Source organism: Flavobacterium arsenatis (genome assembly GCF_031456785.1).
In the GTDB taxonomy this organism is placed as follows: domain Bacteria; phylum Bacteroidota; class Bacteroidia; order Flavobacteriales; family Flavobacteriaceae; genus Flavobacterium; species Flavobacterium arsenatis.
On the sequence record NZ_JAVDVI010000014.1, the window covers coordinates 74,322 to 97,138 of the forward strand.

At 36.5% G+C, this 22,817-nt stretch carries 19 protein-coding genes; 8 read left to right on the plus strand and 11 right to left on the minus strand.

Annotated elements, in window-relative coordinates; all coding sequences use genetic code 11:
• Positions 1-24: 24 nt before the first annotated feature.
• Entirely contained in the window at positions 25-3,669 is a 3,645-nt protein-coding gene (locus J2X31_RS14600) for an ABC transporter permease/M1 family aminopeptidase (protein ID WP_310027639.1), read from the minus strand.
• Complete coding sequence (locus J2X31_RS14605) at positions 3,669-4,547, minus strand: ABC transporter ATP-binding protein (RefSeq protein ID WP_310027640.1); 879 nt, start codon at positions 4,545-4,547, stop codon at positions 3,669-3,671. Before J2X31_RS14605 ends, J2X31_RS14600 begins: the two co-directional genes overlap by 1 nt.
• Before the next feature lie 133 nt (positions 4,548-4,680).
• Here J2X31_RS14605 and thiL point away from each other — a divergent pair, with 133 nt between their 5' ends.
• Complete coding sequence (gene thiL, locus J2X31_RS14610) at positions 4,681-5,730, plus strand: thiamine-phosphate kinase (RefSeq protein WP_310027641.1); 1,050 nt, start codon at positions 4,681-4,683, stop codon at positions 5,728-5,730.
• A 26-nt stretch (positions 5,731-5,756) separates the two neighbouring features.
• Here thiL and J2X31_RS14615 read toward each other — a convergent pair whose 3' ends face one another.
• The 9 genes from J2X31_RS14615 to J2X31_RS14655 all read right to left on the minus strand — a co-directional run bounded on the left by J2X31_RS14615 (position 5,757) and on the right by J2X31_RS14655 (position 14,323).
• Entirely contained in the window at positions 5,757-6,221 is a 465-nt protein-coding gene (locus J2X31_RS14615) for a response regulator (RefSeq protein ID WP_310027642.1), read from the minus strand.
• Positions 6,221-8,221: a tetratricopeptide repeat-containing sensor histidine kinase gene (locus tag J2X31_RS14620; RefSeq protein WP_310027643.1), complete on the minus strand. Its 2,001-nt coding sequence runs from the start codon at positions 8,219-8,221 to the stop codon at positions 6,221-6,223. Before J2X31_RS14620 ends, J2X31_RS14615 begins: the two co-directional genes overlap by 1 nt.
• Positions 8,222-8,354: 133 nt before the next feature.
• Entirely contained in the window at positions 8,355-8,534 is a 180-nt protein-coding gene (locus J2X31_RS14625) for a hypothetical protein (RefSeq protein ID WP_310027644.1), read from the minus strand.
• Between the two features lie 339 nt (positions 8,535-8,873).
• Positions 8,874-9,605, minus strand: a complete 732-nt coding sequence (locus J2X31_RS14630) for a LytR/AlgR family response regulator transcription factor (protein ID WP_310027645.1) — start codon at positions 9,603-9,605, stop codon at positions 8,874-8,876.
• A 169-nt stretch (positions 9,606-9,774) separates the two neighbouring features.
• Entirely contained in the window at positions 9,775-10,308 is a 534-nt protein-coding gene (locus tag J2X31_RS14635; RefSeq protein WP_310027646.1) for a DUF3575 domain-containing protein, read from the minus strand.
• A 53-nt stretch (positions 10,309-10,361) separates the two neighbouring features.
• Positions 10,362-11,090 carry a metallophosphoesterase family protein gene (locus tag J2X31_RS14640; protein WP_310027647.1) on the minus strand — a complete coding sequence of 243 codons (729 nt, stop codon included), beginning with the start codon at positions 11,088-11,090 and terminating at the stop codon, positions 10,362-10,364.
• 262 nt (positions 11,091-11,352) lie between these two features.
• Positions 11,353-12,498 carry an ATP-binding protein gene (locus tag J2X31_RS14645; RefSeq protein WP_310027648.1) on the minus strand — a complete coding sequence of 382 codons (1,146 nt, stop codon included), beginning with the start codon at positions 12,496-12,498 and terminating at the stop codon, positions 11,353-11,355.
• 147 nt (positions 12,499-12,645) lie between these two features.
• Positions 12,646-13,398: an SDR family NAD(P)-dependent oxidoreductase gene (locus J2X31_RS14650; RefSeq protein ID WP_310027650.1), complete on the minus strand. Its 753-nt coding sequence runs from the start codon at positions 13,396-13,398 to the stop codon at positions 12,646-12,648.
• 52 nt (positions 13,399-13,450) lie between these two features.
• Positions 13,451-14,323: an aldo/keto reductase gene (locus J2X31_RS14655; protein WP_310027702.1), complete on the minus strand. Its 873-nt coding sequence runs from the start codon at positions 14,321-14,323 to the stop codon at positions 13,451-13,453.
• Between the two features lie 166 nt (positions 14,324-14,489).
• On the opposite strand from J2X31_RS14655, the gene J2X31_RS14660 reads away from it, so the two are divergent.
• From J2X31_RS14660 to J2X31_RS14690, 7 genes are all read left to right on the plus strand, one after another.
• Complete coding sequence (locus J2X31_RS14660) at positions 14,490-15,494, plus strand: AAA family ATPase (RefSeq protein WP_310027652.1); 1,005 nt, start codon at positions 14,490-14,492, stop codon at positions 15,492-15,494.
• Between the two features lie 95 nt (positions 15,495-15,589).
• A complete protein-coding gene (locus tag J2X31_RS14665) occupies positions 15,590-16,453 on the plus strand; it encodes a DUF58 domain-containing protein (RefSeq protein ID WP_310027653.1) in 864 nt (287 codons plus the stop codon).
• A 44-nt stretch (positions 16,454-16,497) separates the two neighbouring features.
• Positions 16,498-18,123: a phenylalanine--tRNA ligase subunit alpha gene (locus tag J2X31_RS14670; protein WP_310027655.1), complete on the plus strand. Its 1,626-nt coding sequence runs from the start codon at positions 16,498-16,500 to the stop codon at positions 18,121-18,123.
• A complete protein-coding gene (locus J2X31_RS14675; protein WP_310027704.1) occupies positions 18,123-19,124 on the plus strand; it encodes a vWA domain-containing protein in 1,002 nt (333 codons plus the stop codon). Before J2X31_RS14670 ends, J2X31_RS14675 begins: the two co-directional genes overlap by 1 nt.
• Positions 19,125-19,189: 65 nt before the next feature.
• Positions 19,190-20,239, plus strand: a complete 1,050-nt coding sequence (locus tag J2X31_RS14680) for a vWA domain-containing protein (protein WP_310027656.1) — start codon at positions 19,190-19,192, stop codon at positions 20,237-20,239.
• Positions 20,211-21,020, plus strand: a complete 810-nt coding sequence (locus J2X31_RS14685) for a BatC protein (RefSeq protein ID WP_374725228.1) — start codon at positions 20,211-20,213, stop codon at positions 21,018-21,020. The genes J2X31_RS14680 and J2X31_RS14685 overlap by 29 nt, the downstream gene beginning before the upstream one ends.
• A 29-nt stretch (positions 21,021-21,049) precedes the next feature.
• Positions 21,050-22,813 carry a BatD family protein gene (locus J2X31_RS14690; RefSeq protein ID WP_310027657.1) on the plus strand — a complete coding sequence of 588 codons (1,764 nt, stop codon included), beginning with the start codon at positions 21,050-21,052 and terminating at the stop codon, positions 22,811-22,813.
• The last annotated feature ends 4 nt before the right edge of the window (positions 22,814-22,817 follow it).

Genomic DNA, 22,817 nt, shown 5'->3' on the forward strand with positions numbered 1-22,817 from the left:
TTTTAGGGTTCAATGAAATGATAATTACAATTTCATCCTGTTGTCTTCAGAATTGGTATCAATCAATTTGTTGTAAGGATCAACTCCAACTTCCATCGGTTTTTCATCAACAATGATCGTAAGCTTATTGGCAATTTGATCAATTTTATAACGCTTGTTGTAGAGTTCATTTTCCAATTCAAAGTCGCCTTTCTTGGTTTTTTCTCCAAAAATTCCCACTTCGATAAAATCATTCAACGGATAGGATTCCAGATTTGGCTTCCCTTTATAAGTCAACATCTTGCCGTTTTTATCTTTAAATTCCTTTTTCCCTTTATCGTTTGATCGGTATTTGGAAACCGTAAATTTAATATCAACCTGATATTTACCATTTGGTAGCTTTTTAGAAGTTACCTTTTCTACCTTGTTGTCATATAAAGTAATGGTTTCAAACATATCCTCAATCAAATACTGGTATTTTTCAGGAGTTCCTTTACGGATGTGATTCACAAATTCAATCGAGTTCGTGTAGGGTGCTTCTTGAAACGCCACTTCTTTTACGTAGCCCTTCAAGATGTTGTTAAAGTTTTTCTCACCAAGATATTCGCTCATGGCATACAAAACCAATGATCCTTTTTGATAGTGGATATACTGCTGATTTTCATTATACATCAAAGGATTCTCATGTTTCCACTCAAAAGTTCTTCCCATCAAATAACCATCAAGGGCATCTTTCAAGAAACGACGCATTTGTGCTTTACCGTATTTATGTTCCAAAACTTTCAACGAGCTGTATTCTGAAAGCGATTCCGACATCAATGTAGCTCCTTTCACATTTGCTCCAATCACCTGATGGGCCCACCATTGATGTGCCACTTCATGCGAAATTACCGAAAACGGATAATCAACTGCATTTGGATCTTCTTCATCCACTTTGGCAATAAAACCAATGGCTTCAGAAAATGGAATCGTGTTTGCGAACGATTGTGCAAAGGTTCCCATTGTTCTTGGAAACTCGATAATTCGAACCTGTTTGTGCTGATATGGACTGAAATTCTCTGAATAATATTCCAATGAACGTTTCATGGCATCCATCATTCGATCCAAATTGTACTCGTGATCTTCATGATAATAAATTTCCAAATTCACCCCATTCGATTTCTCTTTTTTCACCTGATATCTGGCCGAATTAAAGGCATAGAAATTCAGCATTTTCTGATCCATTTTGTAATGGAAATAACGACGTCCGTTTTCTTTCCATTCCTTCTGAAGGTATCCTGGTGCGATTGCAATTTGATCTTCGGAAGTGCTTACCGTGGTTTCAAATGTAATCCAATCGGCTTCATTAGAGATATAAGTGTTTTCCCTTGCATGTGCATCATCTGTAGCAGCCATTCGTTCTTTGGCTGGCAATTTATATTTCTTACGGATATCATTATCGGCAATTTCTGCATATTCATTGTAGCCAAATGATGGAAACATCCCATTGTTTAGGAACGTTCCGTTTTCGATAACTGACGAACGGTCTTCCAAAAATGTATTCGGACGATTTTTCACTTCAAAGTTCACTAATAATGTATCACCTGGAAGTATAGATTTTTCTAATTTATAGATGTCAAAATAAAGCACGGTATCTTTTGACACTAATTTATTCTTTGCTTCGAATGTAATAGATTTCAAATTATCTCCATAGCTGATGAACAACGAATCGATGTTTTTATCGGTTTTGTTCACCATCACATATTTTACCTTTGCATTATAGTCGCGTTCTTGCGGGAAAATAGCCATATCTACCTTCACATCTACAATTCTTGGCTTTGGATAATTTTCGTATTTCTTGTATTTCTTTTCAAAATCTACTTGTTGCAACTCTAATTCTTGACTTGAATAATACGGCTGATCTACGGTGTCATGGCGGTATATAGCAGTTCCTAAACCTAAAAATGCAATTAAGGCTACAAATGTTGGAATCAAAATAGCCGGTCTCATTCTTCTGCCTGCAATTTTAAGACGCTCTTTGGCTCCGGAAAGAATTCCTCTTCTAAAGAATAAAAGCGTAACACCGTATAAAAAGGCAATAAACAATAGCCAATAGATTTTATAAATAAAAAATCCTCTAACAGATCCGTATTGGTTCATATCAGAATATTCATAATCCATACCGGAGTTGAAACTAAATATTGGATGTTCAATTCCCAAGGCCGAAACCGCCGGCAAAGCCAAAATCAAAACCAATATCACAAAGAATCCTGCCAAATAGTTTTTGAAAAACGATTGGATAAACAACGAGAACCCTATCAATACCACATGACCAATCAACCTAAATCCGAACAATTCCTTGATGTAATGCAGGATTTCGAAATTATAATAGCTGTAATATACTTGAACCAACATACAGGCAATCATCCCTAGAAAGAGAATTACAAGTGTCATTCTAAAAAGTGCCAAGAATTTTGACAAAAGCAACGTCCAGTTTGGTATTGGTGTAGAATCTACCAAATTCCCCATTCGGCTATTGTTGGCCAATTGAAGCAAATATCCAGAAAACAAAAAGATCAATATTCTGATGAAGAAGTTGAAAGTTCGCCCTAGATTATCCACAACTTTCCAAGTGACGGGATAGGTTCGCGTTCCATATAATTCCTGACCTAAAGAAAAACCAGATATCAATACAAATAATACTAAAACCGCAGCAATCGTAATGAAAATCCAGTTCTTTGTAATCAATTTAAATTCAAAACTAGAGATGCTCCAAGCTGTTTTTAGGTTTTGTATGAATGAATAATCATAATTTACTTTTGGCAAATTGATGCGAATGATGCTTCCGAAGTTGTTCTTTGTAATTCGTTCGGCTTTCTTTTTTCTGCCTAAAGTTAGTGGCGAATGCGTGAACGAAAAAGAAAAATACAAAGCAATGAATACCAAAAGCGACACTCCGATCCAAATCAAACGATTGTAAATAATTACCGCATCAAACGGAATATCTTTAGTGTTCTGTTCTTCGATTGTCCAGTATTTCGTTACATAATTCAATGCTTCAGATCCATAAGGTTCAACCAAAGCTGCAACATATTTATTGTCCATATCATTAGTGATATTCTCTAACAATGCTTGGAAAACAAAAAGCAAAATCACAAAAATAAAACCGATGTAAACATTTCTAGTCAAGGTTACCAAGGCAAAAATAATGCTTCCGATGAAGAAAATATTTGGAATCACAAAAATCACATAGGCTTGAAAATAGGCCCAAATATCAATTGGTCCTAAAAGACTTTCATTGGCGAAAGGCAAAACCGTAGCCAATAAAAATCCTAGTCCAATTGAAAAAGTAATGAAGATGGTTATAAAAAAACCACTCAAGAACTTCCCAACTAAATAATCAAATTTATTAAAGGGATAGGAATATAGAATCGTATGGGTGTTGTATTTGAAATCCCTATAAACAGTGGCCCCAATAACGGTTGGAATAATAAAATAGACCAATTGTGACAATTCACCTAAAATTGCATTGATGGCAATTGGTGAATTAAAAATCGTGTTAGAAGCAGTGGTGGCTCCAAAAAAATCAAAATATCCTACTATAAATGCCATTGCAAAAAAGGCAACTATGAAGAAAACCGCGAAATACAAATAAAAAGATATGTTCTTGAACCATCTTTTAAACTCAAATGAAAATATAGTGCCTAACATTATACCGTTTCTTTTTTAAGTGCAACAAAATATACATCTTCCAATTGAGGTTTTGCCTGAACGAAAGTTTCATTCGGTTGAAAATCGCTATAAACACGGATATTCAAAGTGTTGTCCTGATTATAGTTTGAAGAAATGATGTTGAAGTTTGTAGAAAATGCTTCAAATTCCTCACGGTCGATGATTCGCATCCACATTTTGCCTTCCAATTCTTTTTCGGCGTCGTTTGGAGTTCCTCTGTATAAAATCTGACCGCCGTTTAATATTGCAAGTTCGTGGCACAATTCCTTCACATCATCTACAATGTGGGTCGAAAAAATAACGGTGTGGTTCGTTCCTATTTCCCTTAAAACATTCAAGAAACGGTGACGTTCAGCTGGATCAAGACCTGCAGTTGGCTCATCTACAATGATTAGTTTCGGGTTGTTCAAAAGCAATTGTGCAATCCCGAAACGCTGTTTCATTCCGCCAGAATAACCGCTAACACTTTTATGACGAACGTCCCATAAATTGGTCACTTCTAAAACTTCCTTGATGATTTTTTTTCTGTCGGATGCAGAAGCAATTCCTTTCAATTTTGCAAAATATTCCAATAATTTTTCTGCCGACATATTCGGATATACACCAAATTCCTGCGGCAGATAACCTAAAATCTTACGCAAAGACATATTATCTTCCAAAACATTGATGCCATCAAATTCAATAGAACCTGAATCTGGTTTTTGCAAAGTTGCAATGGTTCGCATCAACGAAGATTTTCCGGCACCATTCGGGCCCAAAAGGCCAAACATTCCCGAACCAATTTCTAAATTCAGATTGTCTAAAGCTTTAACTCCGTTTTTATACGTCTTACTTAAGTTATTAATTTTAAGTTTCATAATTGGTTATTTTAAATTGATTTAAATAGTAAGTAGAACGACAAGCCTTTTTGTTACAGTTTATTTAAGCTTTTTTTTAGTGCGAAATAACCTCCGCAACTTTGTACCTTTGCAACTTTGATACTTAAAAATAATGATAGAAGATAAAACACCTCAACGAACAAGTATTTCGCAATTGGGCGAATTCGGATTGATTGACCATTTGACCAAAAATTTCGAAATCAACCAGCCTTCCACTTTGAAAGGGATTGGAGATGATGCAGCCGTTTTGGATTTTAAAGACAAGAAAATTGTGGTTTCCACCGATTTATTGATAGAAGGCGTTCATTTTGATTTGGCCTACATGCCCTTGAAACATCTGGGATACAAATCAGTCGTGGTGAATGTTTCCGACATTTGTGCCATGAATGCAAAACCTACACAAATCACGGTTTCTGTGGCAGTTTCAAACCGTTTCCCTTTGGAAGCCTTGGAAGAATTGTTTGCTGGAATCACACTTGCTGCAAAAGAATACAATGTGGATGTTATTGGTGGCGACACCACTTCTTCCCAAAAAGGACTCATCATCAGCATTACTGCTTTGGGCGAAGCCGATGCCGAAGAAATCGTTTACAGGGACGGAGCCAATTCTACCGATTTATTGGTGGTTACCGGTGATGTCGGTTCGGCTTATATGGGACTTCAGGTTTTGGAGAGAGAGAAACAGGTGTTTTTGGTGAACCCAAATTCGCAACCTGATTTAGATGCTTATACCTATTTGATCGAAAGACAATTGAAGCCAGAAGCCAGAAAAGATGTTCGAACGTTACTTCACGCCTTGGAAATAAAACCTACTTCGATGATTGATATTTCCGATGGTTTATCGTCTGAAATTATTCATTTGTGCAAAAAATCGAATGTTGGTTGTAATTTATACGAAGATAAACTGCCGATTGACCCTCAATTGATCAATGTTTGCGAAGAATTCAATATCGACAGCACGACGGTTGCCATCAATGGAGGAGAAGATTACGAATTGCTTTTCACCATCAAGATGGAAGATTTCGACAAGATAAAAGGAAATCCAAATTTTACGATTATTGGCCATATGACCCAGGAAAGTGAAGGAATTCACCTCATCACGAGAGCGAATACAAAGATAGAATTAAGGGCAAGAGGATGGAATGCTTTGAGTGAAGATTAATCACTCAAAGCAATTTTTGTAAGGGTTTAGGAGTTTGACTCCTCCATCATTTTAATCACAGTTTCACTCAGATAATTGTCTCCGGAAATTACTTTTTCGAATGCAAAAATAAGTTCTTCAAAAGTCAGATCGTTTTTCACCACCAAACCTTCTGGTTTTATGGTGTCGAAAAAATACTTGAACTTTAGTTTTTCGGTGTGCATCGTAAGGAGAAAAATTTTGCAGTTTGGCATTTTTTCTCTAATGAGCAAAGCTAAATCAACACCCGATTCTATTCCTTTTTCAAGATAGGTCGGAATACTGATGTCTAGAAAAGCAACATCAAAATCAATTGCACTTTTTGCAATAACATTGTAGCCTGTTTCGCCGTCAACGGCATCAGTAGTAATGATTTCATATTCGTCCTTCTTGAATCCGTTTAGCGTATTCTTATAGGCTTGAAGGATAAAGGGATGATCATCGACCATTAATAATTGGATAATTTTCTTCATTAGAGTATGTTTGTTTTGGGGTTTTTAACAGGCAATTCAAATATCAATAAAGTTCCACTTCCAATTTCGGACATTACAGTCATTGTGCCTCCGGAACTGTTTATTCTTGTTTTCATATTGCTGAGCCCGATTCCTTTTTTCTTTTTCAGATAATTGAACCCAACTCCGTCATCTTTTACGTTTAGCTCGATATTTGAATTAATTTTTGCGAAAGTAACAAAAACATTTTTTGCTTCAGCATGTTTGTTGATGTTTTGAAAGGCTTCCTGCAAAATTCTATAAAAATTAATCTTCGCCATGTTATCGATTGCATTCCAATCAATAGTAGGATCCATAGAAAAATTAACTTTAGCCTTGCAAACCGATTGCTGATTTTCAATAAAATTGGCTACCATCAATACAAAATTATTAAAAATTGCTGCTTTTTCGGAATTCAGGTCGTGCGAAATTTCGCGGATTTCCTGTTCGATTATTTTCAGCTCCTCGATATAGGTTTTGCGAGATTCAACCGCCTCATCATTATTTTGATTGTTTAGCGTTCCTAAATTGAGTCGGGTTCCAAAAAGTTTCCCTAGGATTCCGTCGTGCAAATCCTGGGCAATCCGTTTTTTCTCCAATTGACGCACTTCCTCAATTTTGTTTTGCTGGTTGAGCATGAGTTGGTAGATTTCCTCATTGGCCTTTTGCTGTTCCTGCAAGAGTTGTAGTTCCCTGTTTCTAGCTGCTTGGGAACGGATTACATAGATAAAAATACCCAACAGAATAATTCCTAGTCCTGTGTAGATTAAGGTTTTTCTTTGTTCTACTAGTTTGTCTTTTTCCAAGACAAGCTCTTCGGTTTCGTATTCTATACGGGAAAATTTATTTTTTATTCTTCTTTCTGCGAGTTTTAGGCTGTCGTCTATTTTATAGTATTCTGCGGAATATTGAAGTGCTTTTTTGGGTTCAACATTTGATAATTGTTTTAATGTAGCTAAAATATTTCTTTTTTCATTGTTGATATCTGCCAAATCATATGCTTCCTTAGCAAACTTTAATGCTTGAAATGAATCTTTTTTAAAAATATAATATTCGGAAAGATGAATTTTGCTTAAAACTATACCCGTACCATTAATACTATCTTTTATTTTTAATGCCTCATAAAACATTCCTGGAAGTTCATTATAATCACCAGCTTTAAACTTTGAATATGCTAAATTATCTTTTAGTGTGGCGTAGATATTTGGACGATCGTTTAAGATATTTTTCTCTTTAAGAGCCGATTCAAAAAAATCTATAGCTTCCTTATCCTTATCTTGATTTCTATATAATAATCCCATGTTATTTAATGTAATAGCTTTGAGATGATTTTCAGGTGAAATTTGAGAACTATTAGTTATTTTTAATGCTTTTTCATAGTATTCTTTTGCGAGTTTATATTCTGCCAATTCTCCATAGATTAGCCCTAGAAGATTATATGCCTCATAAAGTAATTCATCATTGTTAACATTCCTCAAGCTTTTTAAGGCATTAAAAACAGTTCTTTCAGAGCCTAAAAAATCACTCTCATTATGTTGTAAAATAGCCTTATTTAAAAGAGTCTTTGCAATATTTATATTGTCTTTTTGTTTAACATATAGCTTTTCGGCATCATATGTGAATTTATAAACACTATCAGGTATATTTTTATTAATATAATAATCAGACATATAGCTATATGCTTTAGCCAGACTTACTGTATCCCGAGCCTCTGTAGCTTTCTTGATAATTTGGAGGGTAGTTTGCTTATATTCTTCCAAATCTTCCATATTATAGTAACGATTGGCTACTTTAAAATAGTTAACCCTATTAAGAGAATCATTCTTTTCTTTTGAAATAATTGCAAAGGCTTTTTCATTGTAGAATTTTCTTTTTTCAAAAGGAATTGAATCATCATTTGCCTCTTCAAAAAAATAACTAAGGCTATCAACGACTCTCGTAGTAGCATTGTTTTCCCTTTCTGCTTTTTTACAGCCTGACAAAAAGAAAAAAAACAAGTAGAGAATTAGTAGAAAGTTTTTCAATATAATTAGAAATGATTTTCAAAAATAATAAAAATAAACACAAAAAAGGCTACCTTAAAAAGATAGCCTTTAATTTCAATGTTTTATTTGTTTAGTCTTGCTTTTTATTACCAGCACCCGTATTATTTGTTAATCCTCCTGTATCTCCATTATTCAAAGAAGCCAACAAAGTTGAGTTTGATTCGTTTTTCTTTACTTCATTAGTATTATAAGAAGTTAAACCTAAAACTGCGATTAAAACGATTGCTACGATTGCGATAAATTTTTTCATGATGTTGTTACTTTTGTGGGGTTATTTTTTATATTTTTTACTATCTTTTTAAATGATTGCTTCATTTTGATAGTGTAAAAGTATAGTAGCCCCAACTGATAATCAAACATTTAAAGACGCATTATGTAGATGCACCCCGTTCGTGAGTGGATGGGTGCTTTTGAGGGGTGGTTGATTTTGAAGAAAATCGATGAAAGGGAGGTTTTTATCGATGAAAGATTCATTTAGATAAAATTTAGTCAAATGAAGCGATAGTCAATCATAAAACCAAGAAGTTGCTTTTGATTCGTTGAACAGGAATCAATATTGAATTGAAAAATAAATATATTTAGAAATAACCTACAACTCCTTCCCTTCACTATTAGCAATCAAGCTAATAATCAAGTCAACGTTCTTCTTATAGGATTTAGAGAACGGCAATTGGATTTTGCTGTTCTTGATATACACCACATTGTTACCCAGATGAATTCTGGAAACATAGCTCATATTAATGATATAACTGTTGTGGATTCGCACAAATTGAGGAGGAAGTGTGTTCTCAAAGTGCTTTAATGTTTTGAAAGCCGTGATGGTATCGCCGTTATTGATGTATAAATCGGTAGAATTATTATCTGCTTGAAGATAGACGATATCATCCGTATCCACAAAACGATAATCACCATAGGATTTTATGCAGATGGTTGTTGGCGTCTGCTCTACGTTTCGCTCAAACTTCATGATTGTTTTTCGCAACTCATGGATGTTGATCGGTTTCAGCAAATAATCAAAAACCTCATTCTTCAAAGCTTCATAGGCCAATTCCTTTCCTTTGGTAAGGATGATGATCTTCGGCATATTTTTCACATAGCGATGAAGCTCATTGATTAATGCCAACGACAAACGACTTTCCTTATTGACAGGATCAATCTCCAGGACAATCAGTTTCGGGTTGTGTTCCAACACCAAATTAACCGCATCGTCATAATTATCAGCAGTTCCCAACAGGAAATAGTTCGAAAAGCTGTCAAATGCCGACTGCGTTTCCAGAACACTTTCGTGTTCGTCATCGATAATTATATAAGGATATTTCATTTATTTGTTGGGGTAATTTTCTAACTTACTGAAAGTTATAGCCAACAAAATTATAAATTAAATTTGAATATTATTATTTTTAAACCAACAAATGTTAATTTGCTTCGAAAACAAAAAAGCTTCCAGATTGCTCGGGAAGCTTTTTCAACAATTGGTAATGTTTTTCTTTTTAGAATTTAAACCCGAGATTAAAACCTGCACTAAATTCAATTTTAGTGAATTCTTCCGTTACTTCTTTGCTAAAGTTTCTTCCTATGTTGGCATAGGGCCCCATGACAAATCGGTTGTTGAAACTCCATTTATATCCGGCTCCAAGGCCTATGATAAAACTGTCCATATCAATCTTTGGAGTCAAGTCTGTTTTTTGATAATCACCAAAACGAAACTTCAATAATGGCGAAATTATAAAACCTGAACCATCATCGTGTCTGGAAATATTATAATTATAGGAAAGTTGGAAGCTGTTGGTGTTGAAATCCTCCACTTGCCTACCTATACTCATATTATAAGTATCGTTAATCAAAAGATCCAAACCTATTGATTGGTGTTCGTCCAGATAATATTCATACCCGATTTCAACAGAACCTAATGCAATGACATTCAGAATGTTGAACTTTACTTCATGTTGCGGAAAATCACCGCTTTGTGCATTTGCCAGAACCGTTCCAGCAAGCAACATCAGGCTTAAAATTGTTTTTTTCATAGCTATAATTGTTTTTGTTTTCGAAATATAACAATTATTACACTGAAAACAATTTAATTTCTGCCTTTTTCTTTCTTATAAATTTTATAAAGTGGCTCGCTTTGCCAAAATTCCTTGGTGTCAACGTTTATAATCGTGAGTGGTCCTTTGAATGCGGCACCGGTATCTACATTCCAAACATTGGCCATTTGCACTGGGGTTGTTTCTTCGATTCGTGTAACGGGAGTATGGCCAATATAAATCTCCTCATATAAGGTGAGGCGTTTTGGATAGCGAAGATTTTTTGTATCCATATTCGGATCCAGGGCCAAGGCGGTTTCCCACAAGGTTCTTTCCCAGTAGAACATTTTCGGGAAATATTCATACTCTACACCGTTCAAGTTTGTAAATCCGGCATGAACGAAAAGTCGGTTCTTTTTATCGAGATGATAATTCTCTAAAGTTTCCAAGAAGGCAATATGTTGCTCAATATTTTCGGTAGATATATTCTTGTAGGCATTAACAGTAGCTTCTCCTCCATGATGGAACCACATGTCGTTGTGTGTTTTTTCCTTGAACCATTTGAGCAATAAATCGTCGTGGTTGCCGCGGATGAAGACACAATTGTGGGTGGAATTTAGTGCTATCAGAAAATCCAAAACCTGAGGTGATTGGCTCCAGCCGTCAACATAATCGCCAAGGAAAATGAGTTTGTCTTTTGGGGTTACTTGTGCTTTTTCTAATACTTGCTCTAGGGCTTTTAGTCCGCCATGTATGTCGCCAATTGCGAAAGTCCTGCTCATTTGTTTTTTCTACAAAGTTATGAATTTGATAGTTCTTATAAAAATATAACATATTGAAAGCTTTTGTCGTGACCTTTGATTTTGAATTTATTGATTTATTCTAAGGTGGGGACTACGGTTACAAAAGGTAAAATGGTTTTCCCTCTAGCCCTGATGGTGCCATTGTTTGAGCTCTTGTCTCGTTCTTAAAAACGAGACAAAGCGAGTGGCTCCAGCAGGAACATGGTTTTGTGACACAAAACGACGATTCGCTTCTTAAAACTTAATTGATGTCGTATTTCATTTTCCTTAAAATTCGCATTGCTTCCTTAAACGACAAATAAACGGTTGTGTTGGGGTGCTTTTTTAATAGTGGCTTTGCATCAATCAGGATTTGCTTGGCCTCTTCAAAACCATTGAGATAGCAAATCATTAGAGTTGAAGGGAGGTTTTCGAGATCGGTGTTTTCCCTATTGGTTAAGGAGAACCCTTTTTCGAGTTTTGAAATCAAGGCAAGGTTTGAATTATAGATGTGAAACAGCATTTTGCGGTTGAATTCTGGTGGTTGGAAACGCATTTCCCTATCGATCTTATAATAGCCGTTTTCGAAGAAATGAATGCTGACTTTTTCGAGTTCGTAGAAGCTGGTTTTGTCGTTCAGTCCGAGGGAAACATACTCGGTTATGGTAAAAATATCATCATTGAATTCAATTGCAACTTCATCTAAAGCGGAATAAAACAACTTTATCTGTTCGTTGACGAGTTCAATATCAACACGGGAAAGATAGGTTTTGTCCTTGACTTTTTTGGGAATTCCGGCCCAGCAAACTACAAACAATTCCTTGAAAACCTTATACTTTGGCGACATGTCCTTGTGGCGGTTGTTCATGAAATCCATGACGCCATCGAGGGTATAGCCAATGCTGTTTCGGGAATTATTTTCGATGCTGATGACGGTTTCGGTATTCTGATAATTTTTTTCGGGTTCTTCATCAACTGGAACCGAGTTGCTTCCTCTCCTGACGAAAGTGGTATTGGCCAAAATGGTATGGATTCCTTTCTTGAAATAAGAAGCTTTGCTTTTGGGTTTTATCGTCACAAGCCCAATTACTTTGTCTTTCGGAAGATTCGGGAACGGAACATTCTCGTATTGGATTTTCGGTGGATTTTCGAGAAAAGCATTCACGAGGTTTTGAATCCTGCTGTCGTCGAAGAAATCGTCGCCAACAATTTCGTTGTCGTGGTCTTCAACACCAACCACGATATAAGAATTATTGGTTGGATTTGAGTTGGAAAGAGCACAAATATGTTTTAGAAATTTTGCTTTTCCTTCCCGTGTATGCAAATTCAACTGACGCTTTTTGTCATAAAAACTGCTCTCGTCGTTATGGGCGAGAAGGTTTTTTATTAAGAGGCGTTTGTTGATCATTATTATTTTTTATTGTTATTTTTTATTCCCGAGCCGAGTCTCTACAATATTGTCATCCCGACAGAGGAGGAATCCCCAAAAGTGGCTCTACAAACTTGAGCTTGATACTGAGATCCCTCCTCTGTCGGGATGACAAGTTTGAGGGAATTAGATAATCCTATTCACGATAGTCGAAGAAGCCTGAGCCGTACTCATTACCATCAAATCGGCAATATTCACATGATAAGGTCTCGTCGTCACAAACACAATAATATCAGCAATGTCTTCTGGCTGAAGCGGTTCAAAACCTTTATAAACATTTGAAGCCCTCTCAATATCACCTTTAAAACGAACCTCTGAAAACTCGGTTTCTACCATTCCAGGATGTATGGCCCCAACACGAATTCCATACGGATTCAAGTCCATTCGCATTCCTTGATTCAAGGCGTCAACGGCATGCTTTGTCGCACAATATACATTTCCGTTTGGATAAACCTCTTTGGCAGCTGTCGAACCAATATTGATGATATGACCTTTTCTTCTTTCAATCATCTTCGGAATTATGGCTTTTGAAACATACAACAATCCTTTTACATTGATGTCGATCATGGCGTCCCAATCGTCCAACTCACCGTTTTGAATGGGGTCTAAACCATGAGCGTTTCCTGCATTATTGATTAGGATATCGATGTTTGCAAAATCCTCGGGAAGCGAAGCAATACTTTCCTTGACCGATTTTTTCTGCCGAACGTCAAACAGCAAAGTATGTACTTCTGTCCGTTGCGAAAGCTCGTCCTGAAGTTCTGCCAGTCGGTCTTCTCGCCTTCCGCAAATGATGATTCTGTAATTGTTTTTGGCGAAAGCCCTTGCCGTTGCCCTACCGATTCCGCTAGTAGCTCCGGTTATTAAAACTGTTTTCATTTTTACTTTTTGAATATTTATGCAAACTGATCACTGATTACTGTCAACTAAATCAAGGAACCGGATTCCCCATGCTTTCTGTCCAAATGGCAAACCAATCTTCCTTGTCCAGAACAAGTTGAGTTGCATTGTTGATGTATTGCAAACGTGCTACATTCACAGTTCCTGCAACCGGAATAATCTTGGCAGGGTGTTGTAAAATCCATGCTAAAAGGATCATATCCGAACCTACATGGTATTTATCTACCAAAGTAGCCAGGAGAATTTTGAGCCTTCTAGTTTGGTTGGTGTCTTCACGGAAAACCGTTCCAAGCGGATTCCAAGCCATCGGGGTAATGTTGTGAAGTTGCATATAATCCAGACTTCCATCCAGCATCGATTCAAAATTAGTTGCCGAGAATTGAATTTGATTATAGTTGACTTCCGTTTTAGAACGAATCAATTCTGTTTGAGAAGATGTAAAATTCGACAATCCGAAATCCAAAATCTTTCCTTCCGCTTTCAGTTTTTCAACCGCTTCTGCAATTTCATCGGCTTGCATCAACGGACTCGGACGATGCAAAAGAAGAGCATCCAAATAATCGGTGTGCAAATTTTTTAATGATTGTTCAACCGACCAAATGATGTATTCTTTTGAATAATCATAATGCTTCACTTTATTATTCCGGTTTTCCGTTACATGTTGGATGCCGCATTTAGAAATCAACTGGATTTTCTTTCGGTCAATTTTACTTTCTGCGAAAGCTTTTCCGAACTCGGCTTCGGTGGTATATCCGCCATAAATATCGGCATGATCGAAGGTAGAAATTTTGTTTTCCAGACAAACGTGAATGAGATTTGCCATCTCAGATGTGGAGAGCTTTTTATCCCAAATTCCCCAGTTCATTGTTCCTGCAATTATTTGCGAAAACGCTGTTTTCATGATATGTTTTTTTAAGTTCTTAAAAATATAAAAACAAAATCACAATTCATCCTTAAAGCCAAAGGTTTCAAAGAAGTTTTAACCATTTTTTAACATCTTACTTCTAAAAAAAAAGTCAATTTGCACTGTTAAATTATTTCAACAAAAATAGTCTACTAAAAAAACAGAAATGGAAGAAAATACAGCTACTTTAGACATAAGGGCAATTAATGAAAAAATTGAAAGAGAAAGTGCTTTTATCGACCTTCTCAACATGGAAATGAATAAAGTTATCGTGGGCCAAAAGCACATGATTGAAAGATTGCTGATCGGTCTTTTGGGTCAAGGACACATCCTTTTGGAAGGTGTTCCGGGATTGGCAAAAACCTTGGCCATCAACACGCTTTCTCAAGCCGTTCAAGGTTCTTTCAGCAGAATCCAGTTTACTCCAGATTTATTACCTGCCGATGTTGTCGGGACGATGATTTACAACATCAAGTCCAATGAATTTTCAATTAAAAAAGGACCAATTTTTGCCAATTTCGTTCTTGCAGATGAGATCAACCGTGCTCCAGCAAAAGTACAGTCGGCTTTGCTTGAAGCGATGCAGGAAAAACAAGTTACCATTGGTGATACTACTTTTAAACTAGACAAGCCTTTCTTGGTTTTGGCCACTCAAAACCCAGTGGAACAAGAAGGAACTTATCCGTTACCGGAAGCTCAAGTCGATCGTTTTATGTTGAAAACCGTTATCGATTATCCAAAAATGGAAGACGAAAGAATGGTGGTCCGTCAAAACCTAAAAGGAGCTTTCGAAAAAGTAAACGCTGTTATTTCTGTTGACCAAATTTTGAGAGCTCAAGAAGCAGTTCGCGAAGTCTATATGGATGAGAAAATCGAGAAATATATCTTGGATATTATTTTTGCAACACGTTATCCTGAAAAATATAAATTAGAAAAATTAAAACCGCTTATCAGCTTTGGAGCATCGCCTCGTGGAAGCATCAACTTGGCAACAGCTGCTAAATGTTATGCCTTCATCAAACGTCGTGGCTATGTGATTCCAGAAGATGTTCGTGCCGTTGTTCACGATGTTTTACGTCACAGGATTGGTATTACTTATGAAGCGGAAGCGGAGAACATCACTTCTGTAGATATCATCAACAAAATCGTAAACGAAATCGAAGTACCTTAAATTAGTTGGCAGTTTTCAGTCGCAGTTTTCAGTTATTAAACAATGAAAACTGCGACTGAAACTGAAAACTGTGACTGAGACTGGAAACTGAAAAAATGGATACGAAAGAACTACTCAAAAAAGTACGAAAAATAGAAATCAAGACCCGAAGATTGAGTGATCATATCTTTTCGGGCGAATACCACACGTCTTTCAAGGGCAGAGGTATGACTTTTAGCGAAGTTCGTCAATACCAATATGGCGATGACATCCGGGCGATCGACTGGAATGTTACGGCTCGATACAACGAAGCTCACGTTAAGGTTTTTGAAGAAGAACGCGAACTGACGATGATGCTGATGGTGGACATCAGTGGTTCGGCTGGTTTTGGTTCTAAAAATCAATTCAAGGAAGATATTGTAACAGAAATTGCTGCAACAATGGCATTTTCGGCTACTCAAAACAACGACAAGATTGGACTTATTTTGTTTTCCGACCAAATTGAATTGTATATTCCTCCGAAAAAAGGAAAATCGCACGTCTTGAGAATCATTCGTGAATTGATAGAATTTCACCCTAAAAGCAACAAAACCGACATCAGCCAAGCTTTAAAATTCCTTTCGGGAACCCAAAAAAAGAAAGCTATCGTGTTTTTAATCTCCGATTTTATTGCCGATGATTATGAACATACCTTGAAAATTGCTTCCAAAAAACACGACATCACCGGAATTAGGGTTTATGATATACGAGAAGAAAAAATTCCAAATCTGGGAATGGTTCCGATGTTGGATACCGAATCGGGTGAAGTGCAATTGATCAATACAGGTTCCAAACAAGTGCGAATGGATTATGAAAAATACTATCACGAAAAGGTGAAGTTTTTCAAAGAAACCTTCAGCAAATGTGGTGCAGGAGCGGTCAACACAAGAGTCGACGAAAGTTATGTGACCAAATTATTGGGCTATTTCAAATCGCGATAATTCCGAAACAAGTTTAAAACCAATCAGGTTTAAATGACATGAGAATGAAAATAAAATTCTACATACTATTACTTTTATTTACAACTACACTTTTCGCCCAAAAACGGGTGGAGACGTCTATTGATACCACCAAAAATAAAATTGGAGCACAGTTCAATCTGACACTTCGAACTTTTGTAGATACTACCGAAACCGTTGTTTTTCCTTCAGGAAATAATTTTGGCAGAATGGAAGTCATCCGAAATTATGTGGTGGATACGGTTAAGAAAGACAACCGCTACGAACTCATCAAAAAATACGGATTGGCCCAATTTGATTCAGGAAAATATATAGTTCCGAGTTTGAAGGTTTTTATCAACCAGAAGCCTTATTTTACAGATTCACTTTCGGTAGAAGTTGCCAATGTTCCGGTAGATACCTTGCAACAAAAGATGTATGAAATCAAACCGATCATTGGAGCAGAATCCGCTTCGAGTGGCATCTGGAAATGGTTGCTGATTATTTTGGCTTTAGTAGGAATTGGATTCTTGGTTTATTATCTCATAAAAAAATATCAGAAGAAAAAAGTAGAGCAAGAAGTCTATAAAACTCCTATCGAAAAAGCAACAAGCTTATTAAATACACTTGAGAAAAAAGAGCTTTGGCAAAAAGGAGAAGTGAAAGCTTATTATAGCGAATTGACCGATATTGCTAGAAATTATATCGAAGAAGCTATTGAAATTCCAGCAATGGAAAGTACTACTTCTGAGTTGATTGTGGCTTTGAGAAATGCTTCCCAGAAAAAGAAAATGGCTGTTTCGCAAGAAACTTTAGAGAATTTGGAAAGGGTTTTAAAACAAGCCGATTTGGTAAAATTTGCAAAGTCTAAACCTTTAGATTTCGAAATTTCCGAAGACAAAAAGAAAATTGAAAAGGCAATCCTAACACTTGACAACGCCATTCCAGAAGAAGTTGTGGAAGAAGAGGACATCCTGAACGAAGCCCAACGTCAAAAACTCATCAAGGAAAAATTAAGAAAAAAACGAAATGCAAGAATCGGAATTGCAATTGCTTCGGTAATTGGATTGACGATTGGGGTTTTCACATTCTTGGTCTTTACCAAAGGTTTCGACTTTGTAAAAGACAACCTAATCGGACATCCAACCAAAGATTTGGTCGAAGGCGAATGGGTTTTGAGCGAATATGGAAATCCATCTGTAAGAATTGAGACTCCAAAAGTTTTGAAACGAATAGATGCAAAAAAAACGTTGCCTAAAGAGGCTTTTGCAGTGATAAAAGACATGCAATTATTTGGTTACGGTAGTATGTTGGATAATTTTTACATCGCGGTTTCAACACTACAATATAAGGAACAGATGGAAATCGATTTGGCAACAGCTCTCGAGGGTTCAGTCAGAATTTTTGAAGCACAAGGAGCTCAAAATATGATTCTGAAGCAAGAAGATTTTAGTACTAAAGAAGGCATTACAGGAAAAAAAGGATACGGCTCGTTCTCTCGAATTGACCCTGTTCAAAAGAAAAGCACCAAATTATATTATGAAGTATTGATTTTCAGTCAAGAAGGCGGACTACAACAAATTGTAATCTTGCATCAAGAAGGCGACAAATATGCAAACGAAATTTCCGAAAGAATACTAAATTCTGTTGAACTTAAAAAAGTAGCACAATGATGACAAACGTAACTTTTTTAAACCCAGGATTCTTTTGGCTGTTCCTTTTGCTTCCGCTTATAATCGGCTGGCAAATCTGGAAAAGAAACGAACAATCGGCCACTTTAAAAATGAGTTCGCTGAAAGGTTTTCAAACTTCGCCTTCGCTTTTGGCAAAATTAAAACCATTTCTATTTGTATTGAGAATAGTGGCTTTGGCTTCAATGATTGTGGCATTGGCCCGACCACGAACAGTTGACATCAGCAGTAAAACCAAAACCACAAAAGGAATTGACATTGTTTTATCAGTTGACGTTTCAAGTTCGATGTTGGCCCGCGATTTGAAACCAAACCGAATGGAAGCTTTGAAAAGAGTGGCTTCAGATTTTATAGAATCACGTCCTAATGACCGAATCGGTTTGGTGGTTTATGCAGGAGAAAGCTACACCAAAACACCCGTTACAAGTGACAAAGCCGTTGTGATTGACGCTTTGAGAGGTATCAAATTTGATAACGTTTTGCAAGATGGAACAGCAATTGGAACTGGTTTGGCAACTGCCATCAATCGATTGAAAGACAGCAAGGCAAAAAGCAAGATCATAATTCTGTTGACCGATGGTGTAAACAATTCAGGAACAATTGAACCTGAAACCGCTTCGGACATTGCAAAAGAATATGGAATCAAAGTATATACCATCGGTTTAGGAACCAACGGAATGGCGGAATATCCGTATGCTTTAGCAGCGAATGGCGATTTTGTTTTCAAGATGATGAAAGTGGAAATCGATCAGGAATTGATGAAAAGCATCGCTAAAAATACAGGCGGGAAATATTTCCGAGCAACTTCCAATCAAAAACTGGAAACCATCTACGATGAAATCAACAAGCTTGAAACCACCGAAATCGAAGAACTAAAATTCTATGATTACGATGAAAAATACAGGCCGTTCTTGATTTTTGCAGGGATTCTATTATTGTTGGAAATTGGATTAAGAAATACAGTCTATAGAAGTTTTATTTAAGCATAAAATACCAAGTTTTAGCTTCGGAAAAATCCGAAATCTAAAACTAAAATCTAAAATTTTTGATGGAATTAGACGAAAAAAAATATTTATACCTTTTATTGATCATCCCAATCCTTGTGGTGCTTTTCCTCTATAATTTATATTGGAAGAGAAAAAAACAACGCGAATTTGGGGATATTGAAATGGTTAAGAAATTAAGTCCAGAGAAATCTACTTTCAAATCCGTTTTGAAACTAGTGATTTACTTATTGGCTTTAGCGTGTTTGATAATTGCATTGGTAAACCCAAAAATAGGAACCAAATCCGAAACCGTAAAACGCCAAGGAATCGACATCGTTTTTGCTGTCGATGTTTCAAAAAGTATGCTTTGTGAAGACATCGCACCAAGCCGACTCGAAAAAAGCAAGCAGATTGTTTCGCAAGTCATCAATCAATTGGGAAGCGACCGAATTGGAATTGTAGCCTATGCCGGAAGTGCTTTTCCAGTTTTACCAATTACAACCGATTACGGTGTTGCGAAAATGTTTATTCAAAGTATGAATCCTGGAATGGTTTCTTCGCAAGGAACTTCTTTGGACGAAGCCATAAAATTATCTTCCACTTATTTCGAAGAAGACAGCGAAACAAGCAAGTTGCTGATTTTAATATCAGATGGAGAAGACCATTCCGAAGGAGCTTCAAGTGCTGCAGAAGAAGCCAATAAAGCAGGTTTGAAAATCATCACCATTGGAGTTGGAACCGAAAAAGGCGGCCCTATTCCATTAAAACAAAATGGTGTCGTGGAAAGCTTTCAACGTGATTTCAACAATGAAGTCGTGGTTACAAAACTGAATCCGAAGAGTTTGGAAAAAATTGCTAAAGCTACGAAAGGCGGTTATGTAAACGGAAGTAATACTAAAGAAGTGCTGGAATACATCAAAAATGCCTTGGACAATATTGAAAAAACCGAATTTGAATCGGAACAATTTACTGATTTCAATTCGCAGTTTCAATGGTTTTTAGGTATTGCTTTCGCCTTGTTGTTTGTTGACATTTTCCTTTTGGAAAAGAAAACCAAATGGGTAAAGAAAATGAATTTATTTAATGAAGAAAAGTCTGAAAACCCACTATAAGAAAATGAAAATGAAAGACTTGAAAAATATTTTTTTAATAGCGATAATCCTTCTTTCTTTTGCAGCAAAGGCACAAGAAAAGGACCAGTATTTGCCACAAGCCAACGAAGAATTCGATGCCAAAAACTATGTTGAGGCCGAAGCGAATTATAGGATTTCGCAATCAAAATTTCCTAAAAAAGCAATTGCTTCCTATAATTTAGGAAATACGATTTACAACATCAAGCAACCTTCGGAAGCCAAACTTTCGTATATGAAAGCGATTGAAGAATCAAAATCTAGACCTGAAAAACACAAGGCATTCCATAATCTTGGAAATGTTTTTATGAAGGAGAAGAATTATTCGGCAGCTGTTCAAGCCTATAAAAATGCCTTGATCAACAATCCGGCTGACGAAGAAACCCGATACAATTATGCTTTGGCGAAAAAAATGCTCAAGGATAATCCGCCTCCAAAAGACGACAAGAAGAAAGACAAAAAAGACAAGGACAAGGATAAAGACAAGGACAAGAAAGACGATAAAAAAGATCAAAATAAAGATAAAAAAGACGACCAAGGCGATAAAGACAAGGACAAAAAGGACGACAAGAAAGACGGTGATGGCAAAGACCCCAAAGACGATAAAAAAGAAGGCCAACCAAAACCAAAAGAAGGCGGCATTTCTAAACAAAGAGTAGAAAATCTTCTGGACGCCGTAAATAATGAAGAGAAGAAAGTTCAGGACAAAGTGAATGCCAAGAAAGTGAAAGGCAAGCCTGTTCGAACAGAAAAAGATTGGTAATTCGATATTCAAAAAAGTTTAGACAACAAATGAAAAAGTTTATTTTTCTATTATTTATAAGTGTTCAGGGACTTTTTGCTCAAGTAGAATTTGAAGCAAAAGTCAGCAAAACCACACTCGGAATCAACGAAAGATTGCGAATCGATTTTTCAATGAATGCCGATGGGGACAACTTTACACCACCTGATTTTGAAGGTTTCCGTGTTGTAAATGGTCCGATGCAACAAGTCAGTCAACAATGGGTAAACGGACGTGGCACTTTCAATAAAATGTATTCTTATTATTTGTTGCCAAGCCAACGAGGATCAATAACAATCAAACAAGCCAGTATAGAAATCAATGGGCAGATTTACAAAACGTCTCCCATAAAGATCAATGTCACGGCTGCTGTGGAAATGCCCAAAAATCCTAACGATGCACCACAGATTTCGGCTGACGATGCGATACATCTGGTGGCAGAAGTTTCCAAAACAAATCCGTATATCAACGAACCAATTACCGTAGTTTATAAACTTTATTTCAGTTACAACATCGGAATTACAAATTGGCGAGAGCTTGACAAGCCAAAATATAATGATTTCTGGAGCCAGAACATTGATATCAAACAACTCAAAGTGGAAGAAGGAACTTATAATGGAGAAAAAACCCGTTTTGTGGTTTTGAAGAAAGTGGTTCTTTATCCTCAAAAATCAGGAAAGCTTTCTATTGAGCCACTTTCAATGGATATGGATTTGGAATTGCCCACCAACAGAAGGAATATTTTTGGGCAGGTTCTTACAACCAAGGATAATAAAAGGGTTTCGGCTGGAGCCAAAACCATCAATGTTCGTGCTCTGCCAGAAGCGGGAAAACCTGCTAATTTCACAGGTGCTGTTGGAAAATTTACCTTCAGAGCTACTCCTACGAAAACTACTTTGAAACACGGCGAAAGTCTGGATTTGAATGTGATTGTAGCAGGAACTGGAAACCTGAAATTGTTTGATTTGCCAAAACCAGTTGTTCCGAGTGCCCTCGAAATGTATGACCCAGTTCATACGGAAAGTGTAAACACACCACTTTCGGGAATGACGGGAAATATTGCCGACAAATACACGGTAATTCCACAATACAAAGGAAATTATCCTATCAAGCCAATGAGTTTCTCCTTCTTTGATTTGGCTACCGGAACATATAAAACTATCACATCTCCAGAGATTATGATTAAGGTTTTGGATGGTCCAGAGAGCGAAAAAGCAGCTGTTGCTTCTTCGGATAGTACTTCGGGAGTAAACAAAAGGACGATTGCTGCATCAGCACAATTTCAGTTTATCAAACTGAAAACCAATTTGGTTTCAACCAAGAAAGACGACTTTTTCGGGAGCAATTTATTCTACGGATTGCTTTTTGCACCGTTATTTCTGATTCCGATTATCATGCTTTTCAGAAAGAAAAAACGTGCAATGGATCGTGATGTGGTTGGAAATAGAATCCGTCAATCGAATAAATTGGCGAAGAAATATCTATCCGAAGCTAGAAAACAAATTGCCAACAAAGAGTTGTTTTATATTGCTTTGGAAAAAGCAATGCACAATTTCTTGAAAGCAAAATTGAACATCGAAACATCTGAAATGAGTAAGGATAAAATCAGGGAAATTCTTTTATCAAGAAATGCGAATGAAAATACCGTTTCAAACTTTATAAACCTAACTGAAAACTGCGAATTTGCACGATATGCTCCTTCGTCAAGCGTATCGATCCAGCAGGATTTTGATAAGGCTGTTGCTATAATTTCAGAACTAGAAAAACAAATCTAAGTGC

What these genes read in the sequence shown, in the direction of transcription:
- J2X31_RS14665 (WP_310027653.1), top strand. Translation starts at nt 15,590, where the DNA reads ATGGATACGAAAGAACTACTCAAAAAAGTACGAAAAATAGAAATCAAG.
- J2X31_RS14640 (WP_310027647.1), bottom strand. Translation starts at nt 11,090, where the DNA reads ATGAGCAGGACTTTCGCAATTGGCGACATACATGGCGGACTAAAAGCC.
- J2X31_RS14600 (WP_310027639.1), bottom strand. Translation starts at nt 3,669, where the DNA reads ATGTTAGGCACTATATTTTCATTTGAGTTTAAAAGATGGTTCAAGAAC.
- J2X31_RS14635 (WP_310027646.1), bottom strand. Translation starts at nt 10,308, where the DNA reads ATGAAAAAAACAATTTTAAGCCTGATGTTGCTTGCTGGAACGGTTCTG.
- J2X31_RS14670 (WP_310027655.1), top strand. Translation starts at nt 16,498, where the DNA reads ATGAAAATAAAATTCTACATACTATTACTTTTATTTACAACTACACTT.
- J2X31_RS14630 (WP_310027645.1), bottom strand. Translation starts at nt 9,605, where the DNA reads ATGAAATATCCTTATATAATTATCGATGACGAACACGAAAGTGTTCTG.
- J2X31_RS14625 (WP_310027644.1), bottom strand. Translation starts at nt 8,534, where the DNA reads ATGAAAAAATTTATCGCAATCGTAGCAATCGTTTTAATCGCAGTTTTA.
- J2X31_RS14650 (WP_310027650.1), bottom strand. Translation starts at nt 13,398, where the DNA reads ATGAAAACAGTTTTAATAACCGGAGCTACTAGCGGAATCGGTAGGGCA.
- J2X31_RS14690 (WP_310027657.1), top strand. Translation starts at nt 21,050, where the DNA reads ATGAAAAAGTTTATTTTTCTATTATTTATAAGTGTTCAGGGACTTTTT.
- J2X31_RS14675 (WP_310027704.1), top strand. Translation starts at nt 18,123, where the DNA reads ATGACAAACGTAACTTTTTTAAACCCAGGATTCTTTTGGCTGTTCCTT.
- J2X31_RS14680 (WP_310027656.1), top strand. Translation starts at nt 19,190, where the DNA reads ATGGAATTAGACGAAAAAAAATATTTATACCTTTTATTGATCATCCCA.
- J2X31_RS14615 (WP_310027642.1), bottom strand. Translation starts at nt 6,221, where the DNA reads ATGAAGAAAATTATCCAATTATTAATGGTCGATGATCATCCCTTTATC.
- J2X31_RS14660 (WP_310027652.1), top strand. Translation starts at nt 14,490, where the DNA reads ATGGAAGAAAATACAGCTACTTTAGACATAAGGGCAATTAATGAAAAA.
- J2X31_RS14685 (WP_374725228.1), top strand. Translation starts at nt 20,211, where the DNA reads ATGAAGAAAAGTCTGAAAACCCACTATAAGAAAATGAAAATGAAAGAC.
- thiL (WP_310027641.1), top strand. Translation starts at nt 4,681, where the DNA reads ATGATAGAAGATAAAACACCTCAACGAACAAGTATTTCGCAATTGGGC.
- J2X31_RS14645 (WP_310027648.1), bottom strand. Translation starts at nt 12,498, where the DNA reads ATGATCAACAAACGCCTCTTAATAAAAAACCTTCTCGCCCATAACGAC.
- J2X31_RS14605 (WP_310027640.1), bottom strand. Translation starts at nt 4,547, where the DNA reads ATGAAACTTAAAATTAATAACTTAAGTAAGACGTATAAAAACGGAGTT.